Consider the following 16,217-nt stretch of genomic DNA (forward strand, 5'->3'; position numbering starts at 1 on the left):
AAAAATCGCGAACAAGGCCGTCAGCGTTCATGGCATCGAAATCGTTGCGCAATACCTTCCGGCGCCTCTGGGCGCTGGACAAGTTTTCCTACAGCGTGCGCGTATTCATCGCGCTGACCGGCAGCATGGCGCTGTGCTGGTATCAAAACGAGATGTCGCTGCTGATCCCCCTGTTCCTGGGGATTATCGCCAGTGCCCTGTCCGAAACCGACGACAGCTGGCAGGGTCGCCTCAATGCGCTGGCGGTCACGCTGGTGTGTTTCAGCATCGCGGCGTTGTCCGTGGAGTTGCTGTTCCCCTACCCCGTCCTCTTCATCTGCGCCTTCGCCTTCGCCGCGTTCTGCCTGACGATGCTGGGTGCATTGGGTGAACGCTATGGGGCGATTGCCTACGCGACATTGATCCTCTCGGTCTACACCATGATCGGCGTGGACCAACGGGGCGGTGAGGTCACCAACTTTTGGCATGAGCCGATGCTGCTGGTCGCAGGCGCCGCCTGGTACGGCCTGCTGTCGGTGCTGTGGCAAATGCTGTTCTCCAATCAACCCGTGCAACAGGCACTCGCCAGGCTTTTCCGTGAGCTGGGGCTCTACCTGAAGATCAAATCCGAGCTGTTTGAACCGATCCGCACGCTGGACGTCGAAGCCCGCCGTCTGGAACTGGCGAAGCAGAACGGCAAGGTCGTGGCCGCGCTCAACGTCACCAAGGAAATCATCCTCAACCGCGTAGGCAGTGGCCGCCCCGGCTCGAAGGTCAGTCGTTACCTGAAGCTGTACTTTCTCGCCCAGGACATCCACGAGCGCGCCAGCTCCTCGCACTATCCCTACAACTCCCTGGCCGAAGCGTTCTTTCACAGCGACGTGCTGTTCCGCTGTCAGCGCCTCCTGCGCCAACAGGGCAACGCCTGTCGCGATCTGTCGGTTTCGATCCAGCTGCGCCAGCCATTCATCTACGACGACAGCTTTGCCCATGCGCTGGAAGACTTGCGCGCATCACTGGAGCACCTGCGCATTCAGAGCAATCCGGCCTGGCGCGGCCTGCTGCGCTCGCTGCGCGCACTTGCTAACAACTTGGCGACACTGGACCGGCTGCTCAGCGATGCGAGCAACCCTGACGCGCTGGCAGATGCCACCGACAGCAGCCTGCTGGATCGTTCGCCACGCAACTTCAAGGATGTCTGGACGCGCTTGCGCCTGCAACTGACGCCCACCTCACTGCTGTTCCGCCACGCTCTGCGCCTGCCGCTGGCGCTGGTGATCGGCTACATCACGCTGCACCTGATTCACCCGTCGCAAGGCTACTGGATCATCCTGACCACGGTTTTCGTCTGTCAGCCGAGTTATGGCGCAACCCGGCGCAAGCTCGGCCAGCGGATCATCGGCACGGCCATCGGCCTCACGGCAGGCTGGATTCTGTTCGATCTGATCACCACGCCCGTTCTGCAATCGATGTGCGCGGTTCTGGCCGGGGTGGTGTTCTTCGTCAACCGAACCACGCGCTACACGCTGTCGACAGCGGCGATCACGGTGATGATCCTGTTCTGCTTCAATCAGGTCGGCAACGGTTACGGGCTGTTCTTGCCACGGCTGATGGACACCTTGCTCGGCAGCCTGATCGCAGGTCTTGCGGTATTCCTGTTCCTGCCGGACTGGCAGGGCCGCCGCTTGAACAAGGTGCTGGCCAACACCCTCTCCTGCAACAGCATTTATCTGCGCCAGATCATGCAGCAATACGCCAAGGGCAAGAGCGACGACCTGGCGTATCGCCTGGCCCGGCGCAACGCTCACAACGCTGATGCGGCGCTGTCGACCACGCTGGCCAACATGCTCATGGAGCCAGGGCACTTCCGCAAAGAGGCCGATGTGGGCTTCCGCTTTCTGGTGCTGTCGCACACGCTGCTCAGCTACCTTTCCGGCCTGGGCGCCCACCGGGAAACCCAACTGCCCGACGAGGTACGCGAACAATTGATCGAAGGCGCCGGCGCCAATCTGGCCGCGAGTATCGATGAAATCGCCCAGAGTCTTGCCATGCGCGAGCCGGTGGCGGTACAGAGTGACGTTGAAGAAGCTCTGGCGACGGAACTGGAACAAATGCCCGAAGAAATCGACGAGGGCCAGCGGCTGGTGCAGACACAACTGGCCTTGATCTGCCGTCAGCTGGGGCCGCTGCGCACACTCGCTGCGCATCTGATCAAGGCACCCGAAAAAGAGCCGGACGTCACAGGCCGTGCAGCTTGAACAACTTGTCGTAGGTGCCATCGGCCCTCATGGCAGCGATCGCCCTGTCGAAATCCGCGACGATTTTCCCATGATCGGGGTTCTTCAGGCTGACGAGGATGTGCAGGCTGTTTTCGCTCAGTGACTTTGGCAGAAACTCCACATTGGTCCGCACTTCATCAGGCTCGCCGCCGAGGGCGAAACGCGCGGCGTATTCATCCTCGACAGTCAGTTCGACTCTACCGGCGGCCAGCATCCGCACGGCGGTCGAGAAGCTCGCCACGGGTACCTTCTTCAGATCAGCATCGCTGTCGAACTCGGGCGAGTAGGCGTAGCTGCGCACCACCGCGATGGAATACGGGTGCAGTTGCGTCAGATCCTGATACTCGATGGGGGACGCCTTGCGCTTGAGAAAACGCAGGCGATTGATCAGGTACTCGCCGGAAAACTGCCCGATGTGGGTGCGCTCTTGGCTGTACCAGGCATTGATCAAGATGTCGTAACGCCCCTCGCCGACGCCGTGAATCGCGCGAGCCCAAGGCACCTGCTCGTATTCGGTGGTGTAACCGGCACGGGTCAAGGCGGTACGGATCAGGTCGATAGACAAGCCGCCATTGAGCAGCGAAACATCGGCATAAGGTGCCCATGCATCGCCTGCCAGACGTAGCTTCTGCGCCCACGCATCTTGCGCGATCAGCAGCATTCCCAGCAGTCCCATGGCTCGAAGCAAACGCGACATGCTCAAGATCCTTAGGCAGACGAACAGCCTGCGACGATTTCAGCTGCGATAAAGCGGCACCGTGACATCCCTGATACAAGCAACGACCAGCGAGACAAACGGGTGTGAGCGACGTACGTGGATAGCAAGTGGCCTTCATTGAAGACCTGTTCCGCGTTTTCCACAACCGATAACAAAGCGCTGTTTGTGTCGCAGTTCAAGAAAAAAGCGCAATGTCTCGTTCATTCGCTTTCAGGTCATTACGCAGTTACTTTGGGATGAGCGCAATATGCGTTTAGTATCCGCCATGGACTTCATTTCGTGAGCCGGCGTCATGTCTATCAACTGGATTTGCAAACACCACACTGCCCTGAGCAAAGAGCAGTTGTACGCCATCTTGCAGCTGCGCGCGCAGGTGTTCGTCGTAGAGCAGAAATGCTGGTATCAGGACGTCGACGGTCAGGATTTAGTGGGCGATACGCGGCATCTGATGGCCTGGCAGAATGAAGAGCTGGTGGCTTATCTGCGCTTGCTCGACCCGATACAACAGGACGGCGACGTGACCATTGGCCGTGTAGTGACTGCCCCGTCCATGCGCAACAAGGGCATGGGCCATGAACTGATGGTGCAGGCGTTGGAACATGCCGAACGCAACTGGCCGGACCAGCCGATCTATCTTTCGGCACAGCCGCATCTGCAGGGATACTACAGCCGCTACGGCTTTAACCCGGTGGGGGATGTTTACGTCGAGGAAGGCATCTCGCGCATCGGCATGCGTCGGGATCTGGATTGAAATCGCGGGTTCCTATGCGCCGAGTCGCGCCCATAACTCACGGATAGCCCAGTACCGCCTTGATCTGCTGTAGATTCTGCGCAATCCATTGCTTGTCGATCGCGCCCCATTCACGTATCCGATACCCCCCGGCGTGGTTGCGAGCGCCATCAAGCTGCTCGAATTCACAGACGATATCCAGATCGGCCAATGCAGCGATAGTGTCCTGCGCGGTACGGCGCGGCATACCTGTGACATCGGTCAGTGCAGGAACGCTGCTGGCGACCTCGCTGTCGATCAGGTAAGCGACGTAAAGACGCCGATAGAAGCTGCTTTTGGTCTTGCTGACGTCCATCGTCAGGTCCTTGTCGAAGAGAAAAGTGATCGCTAACCCTGCTGCATATCCCGCCACGTCAGGTAGACGCGCAGGTCGAATTCCAGTTGGTGATAGCCGGGCTGCATGTGCTCGCACAGCTTGTAGAACGCCTTGTTGTGCTCGGTCTCTTTGAAATGCGCCAGTTCATGCACCACGATCATCTTGAGGAACTGAGGCGCGGCGTCCTTGAAGAGGGACGCTACGCGAATCTCCTTCTTGGCCTTAAGCTTGCCACCCTGCACACGGGACACCGTGGTGTGCAGACCCAAGGCCCGATGGGTGAGGTCCAGGCGATTATCGAACAGCACTTTGTCGATATTCGGCGCATTGCGCAGGTGTTCCTGCTTGAGCGCCAGCGCGAAGGCGTAGAGCGCCTTGTCGCTCTGCACGTCGTGACGTCCAGGATAGCGCTGCTCCAGATAGGCACCCAGTTTGTCCTGGGCAATCAGCTGCCGGACCTGATCCTGCAACGAAGCGGGATAGGCCTGCAGGTATTTGAGCGGCGCTGCTGCGGTGGAAGTCATGGTCAGATCGAATAGCCGAAAAGGCGCCAGTCTACCGCGTCAGCTCTCGCTGAGCAGCGGGTGAGCCGTCGGTAGCTCGATCGGTTCGACGAACCGCAACGCATCGCCCGGCGCTAGCGGATGCGCCAACAGAAACCCCTGAATGATCTGACACCCGTTCGCCACAAGCCATTGATACTGCTCTAGCGTTTCCACACCTTCGGCGATTACTTCGATGTCCAGGGTTCGGCACAGGTCGATGATGCTGCGCGCCACCGCCAGGTCCCGGGGAGAACTCATCATCCCCCCGATAAAATGCCGATCGATCTTCAGCGTATCCAGGTCCAGATTGCGCAGGTGCGCCAGCGAACTGTCCCCCGCCCCGAAGTCGTCCAGTGAGACCCGCACTCCGATGTCATGCAGGCTTTGCAGCTGTTTACGGCTATGAACCAGGTTATGCACCAGCGACGGCTCGGTGATTTCCACTTCCAGCTGCCGTGGCTGCAGGCCATGAATATGAATGGCACGCTGCAACTCGGCGGCGAGATTCGGCATGCTGAACTGAGCCGGGCTGACGCTGACACTCATCACTAGATCATCTGGAAACACACCGTCCCAGCGTTGGCGTTGAGCGGCACCCTGCTCGAAGATCCATCCGCCGAGCTTGTTGATCAATCGCGTCTCTTCCAGGAGAGGAATGAATAGACTCGACGGCACATCGCCTGCATCGGGATGATTCCAGCGCAGCAATGCCTCGAATCCTCGGGTGCGACCAGTCGCCACGTTGATCTGCGGCTGGTAGACGATGGAGAAATCCTTACCCTCGATAGCCGTGCGCACGCTTTCCTCGAGCATCAGGCGCGAGCGGGCACGACCGTTCATGTACTGGTCATAGAAGCGGTATTGCTGACGCCCTGCCCGCTTGGCTTCGTACATCGCGATATCCGCAGCGCGCAGCAGCCCGTCCAGATTGGTGCCGCAGTCCGGGTATACCGCAATGCCGATGCTGGCACCGAGAGTCGCCTCGATACCGTCGACATGACGCCGAGCGGATACGCGTTCGATCAGCTTTTCCGCGACTTTGGCCGCATGTTCAGGGAAGTCCAGGCCATCGATGACCACGACGAATTCGTCCCCGCCCATTCTTGCCAGCACGTCATAGGGCCGCAGGCATTCCTTCAACTGCTCGGCGACCCAGACCAGCACCTGATCTCCGGCGTCGTGGCCCAGCGAGTCGTTGACATGCTTGAATCCGTCCAGATCCAGATACAACACCACCAGATATTTCCCGGCGTGCTCGTTGCGCAGCAGCATCCCCTCCACCGTCTGGTAGAACCCGCGACGGTTGAGCAATCCTGTCAGGGAGTCAGTAACGGCCTGCTGTTCAAGCTGTCGATACAGATCGCGCACCACCGACATATCGAGCACGCTCAGCACCATGGCTTTCTGCTCGTCCGGTAGCGGCGCACAGGATAAGGCCACAGGCACCTGATGGCCTTCGGGCGTACGCATGATGGCGTCGTGCACGCGGTAGGTATCCGCACGGCGATAGTGATGGTAGAAACCGGAATCGGTCCAGTCTTGAATAACGGGCTCCTGCAGATAACAACTCAGAGCAGTACCCCGCAGCTCGCCATCGGTCATGCCCAGCAACCTGCAGATCGCGGGGTTGGCAAAACTGATGAGGCCATCCTCCTTGACCACCAGGATGCCCTCGGCGACGTTGGCGAGCACCGACGCATTGAAAGCCCGCGCCGACTCGAGTTCGCGGCTGAGCTTTTGCAACGCCCGGCGGTTGTGCTGGTGCTCCAGCAGCGCCTGAACCTTGGGCTTGAGAATATTGGGGTCGAAGGGCTTGAACAGGTAGTCCACTGCCCCGCTGGCATAACCCTTATGCACAGCGTCGCGGGACTGCTCGTTGGCCGTCAGAAAGATAATGGGTGTCAAACGGGTTCGCTGGCTGCCGCGCATCAGACGCGCCACCTCGAACCCGTCCATTTCCGGCATCTGCACATCGAGCAGGACGAGATCGACGTCTACGTCCAGCAAAAGGCCCAGCGCCTCCATGCCCGAACTGGCCGTGACGATTTCCCAGTCCTGCCGCTGCAGGACCGCACGCATCGTGACCAGATTTTCCGGATAGTCATCGACGACCAATAAAACCGACTTGCCATCAGGTGGCTGGGTTTGCACGCACTCCATGCTGCTACTCATTCACATTACTGCCTGGTGAAAGGGCTCCGCCCATGATCCGAATGGAATTTACTCTAGTCTGGAATAAAAAAAAAAGAAGTAAGGCCATCGTTATGCCATCCAAAAAGCACCGGCAACCCGACTAACGGTACTCACCCTGCACCACCTCTACCAGCCACCGCACACGAGAAATGGCGGCACATTGACGCCAGCCATTCGACGGATTCACGTTAACAAACAACGTTTTGAAACGTATAAGGAGCACCCCTCAAACCCTTGCGCCAGACACGTTGCTGGCAATGAGACATATCGGACGATAGACACAATGATTGATTTGGGATCCTGGAATCTGAGCATTCCAGTGGGCTCGCCACCCGCCACCATCGAAACACGCCAACTGCTTCAGGGCTACGACGACAAATATTTCAAATCCGGGACATCGAACGTCACCTTCTGGGCTCCGGTGACCGGGAGCAAGACCGCCAATGCGATCTATCCGCGTACCGAACTGCGGGAAACCTGGTCCGACGGCACCTTGCACAACTGGTACTACCCCGACGCCGATAATTTCCTCAATGCCAAGCTCAAGGTCTTGCAGGTGCCCTCTTCAGGGCGAGTCGTCATTGGTCAGATCCATGTCTATGAAAGCACTCAACCTCTGCTGAAAGTCGAGTACCAATACAAGGACGCTACCAAAGACGGCATCATCGTCGCCAAGGTCCGATTCCACCCGGACGACAAGAAGGCCCGGATCTTTACGATTGCCGAAGGCATTCGCCTCAACGACACCTTCAATTACGTCATTCACTTGAACAAGGCCGGCCTGCTTACCGTCAAGGCCAACAATATGATCTGGGGTGATCGTATCAGCGCCACTTGGAGCAAACAGCAGCTCTATTTCAAGGCGGGCGTCTACACCCAGGATCACACGGGTTACACCAGCGAAGGCGGCAAAACAATGTTCTTCAATCTGGACATCGATCACAACAAGAGCTGATCGCCGAACGCGAGACATTCTGTGGGATGCGGCTTGCTGGCTTCCACAAAATGCAAAAAAAGCCCGGGTTCCAGAGGAACGCGGGCTTTTCATTACGACGGAGTGCTTACGCCGCCTTGTACTCTTTCTCGGCTGCCTCGAAACGTGCCTGCATGCCTGGCGTAGGGCCTTTGCCCATCAGACTGAACAGCACGATTGCGATGCTGGCGAAGATGAAGCCCGGGATGATCTCGTACAGACCCAGCAGTTCGAAATGCTTCCAGACAACCACGGTGATAGCACCCACCAGAATACCGGCCAATGCACCATTGCGAGTCATACCTTTCCAGACCACCGAAATCAGTACGACCGGGCCGAACGCTGCGCCGAAACCGGCCCAGGCGTAACTGACCAGGCCCAGTACGCGGTTTTCCGGATTGGCCGCCAGTGCGATGGCGATCAGTGCCACCAACAAGACCATCCCACGGCCAACCCACACCAGCTCACGCTGCGAGGCAGATTTGCGCAGGAAAGCCTTGTAGAAGTCCTCGGTCAGCGCGCTGGAACACACCAGCAACTGGCAGCTCAGCGTGCTCATTACCGCCGCGAGAATGGCCGACAGCAACACACCCGCGATCCACGGGTTGAACAGGATTTTCGCCAGCTCTATAAACACACGCTCATGGTTTTCGGTCACGGGGCCGGCAAGCTCCGGATGCGCGGAGAAGTACGCGATCCCGAAAAAGCCTACAGCGACGGTGCCGCCCAGACACAGAATCATCCAGGTCATGGAGATGCGGCGCGCCTTGGCAATCGACTTCACGGAATCTGCCGCCATGAAACGCGCCAGAATGTGTGGCTGACCGAAATACCCCAGGCCCCAGCCCATCAGCGATATCACGCCAATGAAGGTGGTGTTCTTGAGCATGTCGAAGTTGGTTGGGTCTTTCGCCTCGATCGCCAGGAAAGTCGTGTCGATGCCGCCCGTGGCGAGCAGCACGATGATCGGCGTCAGAATCAGCGCGAAAATCATCAGGGTGGCTTGCACGGTATCCGTCCAGCTCACAGCCAGGAAGCCGCCGATGAAGGTGTAGGCGATGGTTGCGGCAGCTCCGGCCCACAAGGCCGTTTCGTAGGACATACCGAAAGTGCTTTCGAAAAGACGAGCGCCAGCGACGATGCCCGACGCGCAGTAAATGGTGAAGAACACCAGAATAACGATGGCCGAGATCACCCGCAGCAGGCCGCTGGTGTCTTCGAAACGGCTGGAGAAGTAGTCCGGCAGGGTCAGTGCATCGCCGTTGTGCTCGGTCTGCACCCGCAGGCGACCCGCGACGAACAGCCAGTTCAGGTAGGCACCGGCGATCAGGCCGATGGCGATCCAGCTTTCCGACAGGCCGGACATGTAGATCGCACCTGGCAGCCCCATCAGCAACCAGCCACTCATGTCCGAGGCGCCGGCCGACAATGCGGTGACCACGCTGCCGAGGCTTCGGCCGCCGAGAATATAGTCAGAAAGGTTGTTGGTGGAGCGGTAGGCCATGAGTCCGATGAGGACCATCGCCGCGATGTAGATCACGAAAGTGATCAGAGTTGGGTTGCTGACGCTCATTGTGTATGCCCGTGCGTTGTTTTTATGGTCGGAGCGTTGCGAGTAATGTCGCGTCTGTCGCCGGCATTCTCGATCGCCCGTGCCTGACGAGTCCGCAAAAGCGAATCGGCCGCCAGACAGTGTTCGGAACAATTGGTTGCACCAAGGGCGCGCATGCTATGCAAGATTACGGCGCCGGCGCAACCCGAAGAGAAGAACTAGTTGCACCTTTTATCGCTAAAAAATGTAACAGCCTGGCTCTTTTGCGCTTTATTTGGGCATTTTCGGGGATCCGCACACGTCNGCGCGAAATATCTGGAAAAAACAGGTTGCACCCGGTTGCACCCGACTTGAGGCGCAGCTAATCTTGGCGGCAGCTACAGCCACACGAACGGTGGCTCTTATGAGGACAAAACATGGCGACCACCACCCTGGGTGTCAAACTCGACGACCCGACCCGCGAGCGATTGAAAGCTGCCGCACAGTCCATCGACCGGACTCCGCATTGGCTGATCAAGCAGGCGATTTTCAATTACCTGGAAAAGCTCGAGGGTGGTGCAACCCTTAATGACCTCAACGGCCTGAGCAGCAAAGACGCCGACGATCAGGGCGAGCTGCCAGCAGACAACGCCCACCAGGCGTTCCTCGAATTCGCAGAGAGCATCCTGCCTCAGTCGGTGCTGCGCGCTGCCATTACGTCGGCCTATCGTCGTCCTGAGCCTGAAGTCGTACCGATGCTGCTGGAACAGGCTCGGCTGCCTGCGCCGATGGCCGATGCCACCCACAAACTCGCTGCTTCAATTGCCGAAAAACTGCGCAACCAGAAGAGCACCGGCGGCCGTGCCGGTATCGTTCAAGGCCTGCTGCAGGAATTCTCCCTGTCGTCTCAGGAAGGCGTCGCTCTGATGTGCCTGGCCGAAGCGCTGTTGCGGATCCCGGACAAAGGTACTCGCGATGCGCTGATCCGCGACAAGATCAGCACCGGCAACTGGCACCCCCATCTGGGCAACAGCCCGTCGCTGTTCGTCAACGCGGCTACGTGGGGCCTGCTCCTGACCGGAAAACTGGTCAGTACCCACAACGAAGCCGGTCTGACCTCGTCATTGAGCCGCATCATCGGCAAGTCCGGCGAACCGATGATCCGCAAGGGCGTCGACATGGCCATGCGCCTTATGGGCGAGCAGTTCGTCACCGGCGAAACCATCGGCGAAGCACTGGCCAACGCCAGCAAGTTCGAAGCCAAGGGCTTCCGCTACTCCTACGACATGCTGGGTGAAGCGGCGTTGACCGAGCACGACGCACAGAAATACCTGGCGTCTTATGAGCAGGCCATTCACTCCATCGGCAAGGCCTCCCACGGCCGTGGCATCTATGAAGGCCCTGGCATCTCCATCAAGCTGTCGGCGCTGCACCCACGCTACAGCCGCGCTCAATACGAGCGTGTCATGGAAGAGCTGTACCCGCGCCTGCTGTCGCTGACCCTGCTGGCCAAACAATACGACATCGGCCTGAACATCGACGCCGAAGAAGCCGACCGCCTTGAGCTGTCGCTCGACCTGCTCGAACGCCTGTGCTTCGAACCTCAGCTGACCGGCTGGAACGGCATCGGCTTCGTGATTCAGGCGTACCAGAAGCGCTGCCCGTACGTGATCGACTACGTGATAGACCTGGCTCGTCGCAGCCGCCACCGCCTGATGATCCGTCTGGTGAAAGGCGCCTACTGGGACAGCGAAATCAAGCGCGCTCAAGTCGAGGGTCTGGAAGGCTATCCGGTCTATACCCGCAAGGTGTACACCGACGTTTCCTACATCGCTTGCGCCCGCAAACTGCTTTCAGTTCCGGAAGTGATTTACCCGCAGTTCGCCACACACAACGCCCATACCCTGTCAGCGATCTACCACATCGCCGGTCAGAACTATTACCCCGGCCAGTACGAATTCCAATGCTTGCACGGCATGGGTGAGCCACTGTACGAGCAGGTCGTCGGCAAAGTTGCCGATGGCAAGCTGAACCGACCGTGCCGCGTGTACGCCCCGGTCGGCACTCACGAAACCCTGCTGGCGTATCTGGTTCGCCGTCTGCTGGAAAACGGCGCCAACACCTCGTTCGTCAACCGAATCGCCGATCAATCGATCTCGATCCAGGAACTGGTGGCCGACCCGGTCTCCAGCATCGAACGCATGGCGACTCAGGAAGGCGGCTTTGGTCTGCCACATCCGCGCATCCCTCTGCCGCGTGATCTGTACGGCAGCGAACGCGCCAACTCGGCCGGCATCGACATGGCCAACGAACATCGTCTGGCATCGCTGTCTTCCGCGTTGCTGGCCACCGCGCACAACGACTGGAAAGCCGCTCCGATGTTGGGCAGTGCGGTAAGCGCCGGCGCTGAAGCAGCTGTTCTGAACCCGTCCGACCTGCGGGACGTGGTCGGCCATGTTCAGGAAGCAAGCCTGGAAGACGTCGACAACGCTCTGCTCAGCGCCCTGAGTGCAGGCCCCATCTGGCAAGCCACGCCGCCAGCCGAGCGCGCAGCGATTCTCGAGCGTGCCGCCGACCTGATGGAAGCCGAGATTCAACCGCTGATGGGTCTGCTGGCCCGTGAAGCCGGCAAGACCTACGCCAACGCCATCGCCGAGGTGCGCGAAGCCGTGGACTTCCTGCGGTATTACGCGGTGCAGGCCCGCAACGACTTCAGCAACGATGCTCATCGTCCGCTGGGCCCCGTGGTGTGCATCAGCCCGTGGAACTTCCCGTTGGCGATTTTCAGCGGTCAGGTCGCCGCAGCCCTGGCGGCCGGCAACCCGGTGTTGGCAAAGCCTGCCGAGCAGACCCCACTGATCGCCGCTCAGGCCGTTCGCCTGCTGCTCGAAGCCGGCATCCCGGAAGGCGTCGTGCAACTGTTGCCTGGTCGTGGCGAAACTGTCGGCGCGCGCCTGGTGGGTGATGATCGCGTCAAAGGCGTGATGTTTACCGGTTCGACCGAAGTCGCTCGCCTGCTGCAACGCAACATCGCCGGTCGCCTCGACGCTCAGGGCCGTCCGATTCCTCTTATCGCCGAAACCGGCGGCCAGAACGCGATGATCGTCGACTCTTCCGCCCTGACCGAACAAGTGGTTATCGACGTGGTGTCCTCGGCGTTCGACAGCGCCGGCCAGCGCTGCTCTGCCCTGCGCGTGCTATGCCTGCAAGAAGATTCCGCCGACCGCGTCATCGAGATGCTCAAAGGTGCCATGGCCGAAAACCGCCTGGGCAACCCTGAGCGTCTCTCGGTGGACATCGGCCCGGTGATCGACGCCGAAGCCAAAGCCGGCATCGAGAAACATATCCAGACCATGCGCGACAAAGGCCGGAGTGTGTATCAGGTCGCCATCGCCGACAGCGACGAAATCAAGCGCGGCACTTATGTGATGCCGACCCTGATCGAACTGGAAAGCTTCGACGAATTGCAGCGCGAGATCTTCGGCCCGGTTCTGCATGTCGTACGTTACAAGCGTAAGGAGCTGGATCAGTTGATCGGTCAGATCAACGCTTCCGGCTATGGCCTGACACTGGGTGTTCACACTCGAATCGACGAGACCATCGCCAAGGTGATCGACTCGGTCAACGCCGGCAACATGTACGTCAACCGCAACATCGTCGGTGCCGTGGTCGGTGTGCAGCCGTTCGGTGGCGAAGGTCTGTCCGGTACGGGTCCGAAAGCGGGTGGCCCGCTGTACCTGTACCGACTGCTGTCGACCCGTCCGGCCGATGCCGTGCACAAGTCGTTCGCCTCTCGCGATGCCGAGACCGCACCGGATACCCGACTGCGTGAAAGCCTGCTCAAGCCGCTGAACGCCCTCAAAGCCTGGGCAGCGAGCAATCAGCAATCCGAGCTGGACGCCCTGTGCAGCCAGTTCGCAGAGCAATCGCAAAGCGGGATCAGTCGACTCTTGGCTGGCCCGACCGGCGAGCGCAACAGCTACAGCATTCTGCCGCGCGAGCATGTGCTGTGCCTGGCCGAAGACGAGGCCGATCTGCTAACGCAACTGGCCGCCGTCCTGGCTGTGGGCAGCACCGCCGTCGTGCCGGACAACGAGCTGAGCAAGCCGCTGCACAAGCGCCTGCCAAAGGAAGTGCAGGCGCGCATCAAGCTGGTCGGCGACTGGAGCAAGGACGACGTTGTCATCGAAGCCGTTCTGCACCACGGCGACTCCGATCAACTGCGCGCCATCTGCGAACAAGTCGCCCGACGCAGCGGCGCTATCATCGGAGTTCACGGCCTTTCCAAAGGCGAAACCGGGATTGCGCTGGAGCGTCTGGTGATCGAGCGTGCGCTGAGCGTCAACACGGCTGCCGCCGGTGGCAATGCGAGCCTGATGACGATCGGGTAATCGAACCGGTAACGGCTGGCCTGCTCCCGTACCAGTCCGACTTGCCGGCGGTGACGTCCTTGAGGATGCAACCGCCGGCAAGCCGGACTGCTACGGGAAATTCACTGATTCCAGCGCCGCATCTACCCCGCGCTTTACCCCTCTATCACCCAGATCAATGTTCCTGTTCACCCCTTCCTCGCCCACCTAGACTCGACGGCACTCCAACAATAGGTACGCCGCCATGTCCGAGATGCTGCTCAGTTCCCGCAATCTGGCTTTCGAGCTCTACGAAGTGCTGGATGCTGAAGCGCTGACCCGGCGCGCGCGTTTTTCGGAACACAGTCGCGAGACATTCGACGCGGCAATCAACACGGCACGGACCATCGCCGAGAAGTTCTTCGCGCCGCACAACCGCAAGAACGACGAAAACGAGCCGCGCTACGAGAACGGCGAAGCGGTGCTGATTCCGGAAGTGAAGCCGGCGGTAGACGCGTTTCTCGAAGCAGGCTTTCTCAATGCTGCACGCAGTTTCGAAGCCGGCGGCATGCAATTGCCGACGCTGTTGTCACAAGCCTGTTTTGCGCACTTTCAGTCGGCGAACGCGGCATCCACGTCCTACCCGTTTCTGACCATGGGAGCCGCGAACCTCATCGAAAACTTCGGCAGTGAGGAGCAGAAACAGCGCTTTCTGCAACCGATGATCGAGGGACGTTTTTTCGGCACGATGGCGTTGACCGAACCCCACGCAGGCTCCTCGCTCTCGGACATCCGGACACGCGCTCAACCCGCCGAAGACGGCCGCTATCGCCTGCGCGGCAACAAGATTTTCATCTCCGGCGGGGATCACCCACTGTCGGAAAACATCGTGCATCTGGTACTGGCCAAACTGCCGGATGCGCCTGCGGGCGTGAAAGGCATCTCGCTGTTCATCGTGCCGAAGTTTCTGGTGAACGACGACGGCAGCCTCGGCGACCGAAACGACGTACTGCTGGCCGGACTTTTTCACAAGATGGGTTGGCGCGGAACGACCTCTACAGCGCTGAACTTCGGTGACAATGGCCAGTGTGTCGGCTACCTGATCGGCAAACCGCATCAAGGCCTGAGCTACATGTTCCAGATGATGAACGAGGCGCGGATCGGCGTCGGCATGGGCGCCGTCATGCTGGGTTACGCCGGTTATCTGTATTCACTGGAGTACGCCCGCGAACGCCCTCAAGGCCGCTTGCCAGATAGCAAGAATCCTGAAAGCGCACCCGTTTCGATCATTCAGCACGCGGATGTCAGACGCATGCTGCTGACCCAGAAAGCCTACGTCGAGGGTTCGTTCGATCTCGGACTGTATGCGGCTCGCCTGTTCGACGACACCCTAACCGGGGAAACCGAAGATCAACGCAAACTGGCCCACGAACTGCTGGACCTGCTGACCCCCATCGTCAAATCCTGGCCCTCCGAGTTTTGCCTGAAGGCCAACGAGCTGGCGATCCAGATCCTCGGCGGCCATGGCTACACACGCGAATATCCGGTCGAACAGTATTACCGCGATAACCGGCTGAACCCGATTCATGAAGGCACTCACGGCATTCAGTCGCTGGACTTGCTGGGCCGCAAGCTGGCGCAGAACGGTGGCGCGGGGCTCAAGCAACTGATCCGCCTGATTGCCGACACTTGCGAGCGGGCTCAAGCCCATGAGTCGCTGGACCCGTTGCGCCACCCCCTTGAACACCTGGTCGCTCGCCTGCAATCGGTAACCGTTGAGTTACTGACAGATTTGGCCGAGGGCAAGGTCACTGCGACACTCGCCAACTCAGCGCTGTACCTGAAAGCGTTCGGCCACGCGGTCATTGGCTGGCGCTGGCTGGAGCAAGCCATTCGTGCCGAACAAGGATTGACGACAGGTAAAACGGCCGACGTCGATTTCTACAAAGGCAAGCTGCAAGCGGCGCGGTACTTCCTGACCTGGGAAGTACCGGCCTGTCATCACGAGTTGGCGATTCTGGAGGCGCGTGATGATGTCTGCCTGACGATGCAGAACAGCTGGTTTTAACGCCCTCGATCAAAAGCTGCGCCAAGGTCAACGAGAGGACAGCCGCGTCCTCCCGTCGCCCTTACTGGCTCGGCTCACGTGGCAGGAGACAGCCAGGAGTTCTCACGGCCTGCCTCGATGGGCAGACGATGCCTGAACGGGGCATAGAAGTCTCTCAAGTCATCGCCATACTCACGATAGATCAATGATCGTATTCCCCACTTTGGCTTTAGCGATCCATCGAGCACGGCTCCAATATCCGCCCGCAAGTGCTTCAATGTGTCGAGGAAAAAACGCGGCCCTGTCACTTCGAAGATCTTCACCATATAGGGGTCCAGCCCCGTGGCAGGGTCTGGACTGGCGCCTTTCAACTGCGTCAGCGCATCCCGCTGTGCCGCAAATCGGGCATAGAGCTCTTCCTGTATTTCCCTCAAGACTGGATTGCCGGGCAGACTCGCAAAGTTGCTGTTATTGGGACCGATGAACGCAGCTCTTTC

Annotated in this window: 10 protein-coding genes and 1 pseudogene; 5 read left to right on the forward strand and 6 right to left on the reverse strand. The window is 59.5% G+C overall.

Annotated elements, in window-relative coordinates; all coding sequences use genetic code 11:
* The first annotated feature begins 29 nt into the window (after window positions 1–29).
* Complete coding sequence (gene yccS / locus D3M70_RS22545; protein WP_120127845.1) at window positions 30–2,237, forward strand: YccS family putative transporter; 2,208 nt, start codon at window positions 30–32, stop codon at window positions 2,235–2,237.
* Here yccS and D3M70_RS22550 read toward each other — a convergent pair.
* A complete protein-coding gene (locus tag D3M70_RS22550; protein WP_120127846.1) occupies window positions 2,218–2,955 on the reverse strand; it encodes an ABC transporter substrate-binding protein in 738 nt (245 codons plus the stop codon). The two genes, yccS and D3M70_RS22550, sit on opposite strands and share 20 nt — an antisense overlap.
* Before the next feature lie 313 nt (window positions 2,956–3,268).
* Here D3M70_RS22550 and D3M70_RS22555 point away from each other — a divergent pair, with 313 nt between their 5' ends.
* Window positions 3,269–3,727, forward strand: a complete 459-nt coding sequence (locus D3M70_RS22555; protein WP_120127847.1) for a GNAT family N-acetyltransferase — start codon at window positions 3,269–3,271, stop codon at window positions 3,725–3,727.
* Between the two features lie 37 nt (window positions 3,728–3,764).
* On the opposite strand, the gene D3M70_RS22560 is transcribed toward D3M70_RS22555, so the two are convergent.
* The 3 genes from D3M70_RS22560 to D3M70_RS22570 are packed head-to-tail and all read right to left on the reverse strand — an operon-like array spanning window position 3,765 to window position 6,787.
* On the reverse strand, window positions 3,765–4,061 hold the full coding sequence (locus D3M70_RS22560) for a helix-turn-helix domain-containing protein (protein ID WP_120127848.1): 297 nt from the start codon (window positions 4,059–4,061) through the stop codon (window positions 3,765–3,767).
* 32 nt (window positions 4,062–4,093) lie between these two features.
* The gene (locus D3M70_RS22565; protein WP_120127849.1) at window positions 4,094–4,606 is read right to left on the reverse strand and encodes a YgjP-like metallopeptidase domain-containing protein; all 513 of its coding nucleotides are present in this window, start codon (window positions 4,604–4,606) and stop codon (window positions 4,094–4,096) included.
* A 39-nt stretch (window positions 4,607–4,645) separates the two neighbouring features.
* Window positions 4,646–6,787 (reverse strand): EAL domain-containing protein, encoded by a 2,142-nt coding sequence (locus D3M70_RS22570; RefSeq protein WP_120127850.1) that lies wholly within the window; start codon window positions 6,785–6,787, stop codon window positions 4,646–4,648.
* Between the two features lie 316 nt (window positions 6,788–7,103).
* On the opposite strand from D3M70_RS22570, the gene D3M70_RS22575 reads away from it, so the two are divergent.
* Window positions 7,104–7,775, forward strand: a complete 672-nt coding sequence (locus D3M70_RS22575) for a polysaccharide lyase family 7 protein (RefSeq protein WP_120127851.1) — start codon at window positions 7,104–7,106, stop codon at window positions 7,773–7,775.
* A 106-nt stretch (window positions 7,776–7,881) separates the two neighbouring features.
* On the opposite strand, the gene putP is transcribed toward D3M70_RS22575, so the two are convergent.
* On the reverse strand, window positions 7,882–9,366 hold the full coding sequence (putP, locus tag D3M70_RS22580) for a sodium/proline symporter PutP (protein ID WP_120127852.1): 1,485 nt from the start codon (window positions 9,364–9,366) through the stop codon (window positions 7,882–7,884).
* Between the two features lie 395 nt (window positions 9,367–9,761).
* On the opposite strand from putP, the gene putA reads away from it, so the two are divergent.
* Both putA and D3M70_RS22590 read left to right on the forward strand, forming a co-directional pair.
* Window positions 9,762–13,715: a trifunctional transcriptional regulator/proline dehydrogenase/L-glutamate gamma-semialdehyde dehydrogenase gene (gene putA, locus D3M70_RS22585; RefSeq protein WP_120127853.1), complete on the forward strand. Its 3,954-nt coding sequence runs from the start codon at window positions 9,762–9,764 to the stop codon at window positions 13,713–13,715.
* Window positions 13,716–13,938: 223 nt separating this feature from the next.
* Window positions 13,939–15,741, forward strand: coding sequence for an acyl-CoA dehydrogenase (locus D3M70_RS22590; RefSeq protein ID WP_120127854.1), 1,803 nt, complete (start codon window positions 13,939–13,941; stop codon window positions 15,739–15,741).
* A gap of 74 nt (window positions 15,742–15,815) precedes the next feature.
* On the opposite strand, the pseudogene D3M70_RS32065 reads toward D3M70_RS22590, so the two are convergent.
* Window positions 15,816–16,217 (reverse strand): annotated as a pseudogene (locus tag D3M70_RS32065) (hypothetical protein); the annotation flags it as partial.

Origin of the sequence: Pseudomonas sp. LS-2, assembly GCF_003605735.1 — a bacterium.
Lineage (GTDB): Bacteria > Pseudomonadota > Gammaproteobacteria > Pseudomonadales > Pseudomonadaceae > Aquipseudomonas.

Bases quoted from the DNA above. Each gene is read 5' to 3' on its own strand.
- yccS (WP_120127845.1), top strand. From the start codon at position 30: ATGGCATCGAAATCGTTGCGCAATACCTTCCGGCGCCTCTGGGCGCTG.
- D3M70_RS22550 (WP_120127846.1), bottom strand. From the start codon at position 2,955: ATGTCGCGTTTGCTTCGAGCCATGGGACTGCTGGGAATGCTGCTGATC.
- D3M70_RS22555 (WP_120127847.1), top strand. From the start codon at position 3,269: ATGTCTATCAACTGGATTTGCAAACACCACACTGCCCTGAGCAAAGAG.
- D3M70_RS22560 (WP_120127848.1), bottom strand. From the start codon at position 4,061: ATGGACGTCAGCAAGACCAAAAGCAGCTTCTATCGGCGTCTTTACGTC.
- D3M70_RS22565 (WP_120127849.1), bottom strand. From the start codon at position 4,606: ATGACTTCCACCGCAGCAGCGCCGCTCAAATACCTGCAGGCCTATCCC.
- D3M70_RS22570 (WP_120127850.1), bottom strand. From the start codon at position 6,787: ATGGAGTGCGTGCAAACCCAGCCACCTGATGGCAAGTCGGTTTTATTG.
- D3M70_RS22575 (WP_120127851.1), top strand. From the start codon at position 7,104: ATGATTGATTTGGGATCCTGGAATCTGAGCATTCCAGTGGGCTCGCCA.
- putP (WP_120127852.1), bottom strand. From the start codon at position 9,366: ATGAGCGTCAGCAACCCAACTCTGATCACTTTCGTGATCTACATCGCG.
- putA (WP_120127853.1), top strand. From the start codon at position 9,762: ATGGCGACCACCACCCTGGGTGTCAAACTCGACGACCCGACCCGCGAG.
- D3M70_RS22590 (WP_120127854.1), top strand. From the start codon at position 13,939: ATGTCCGAGATGCTGCTCAGTTCCCGCAATCTGGCTTTCGAGCTCTAC.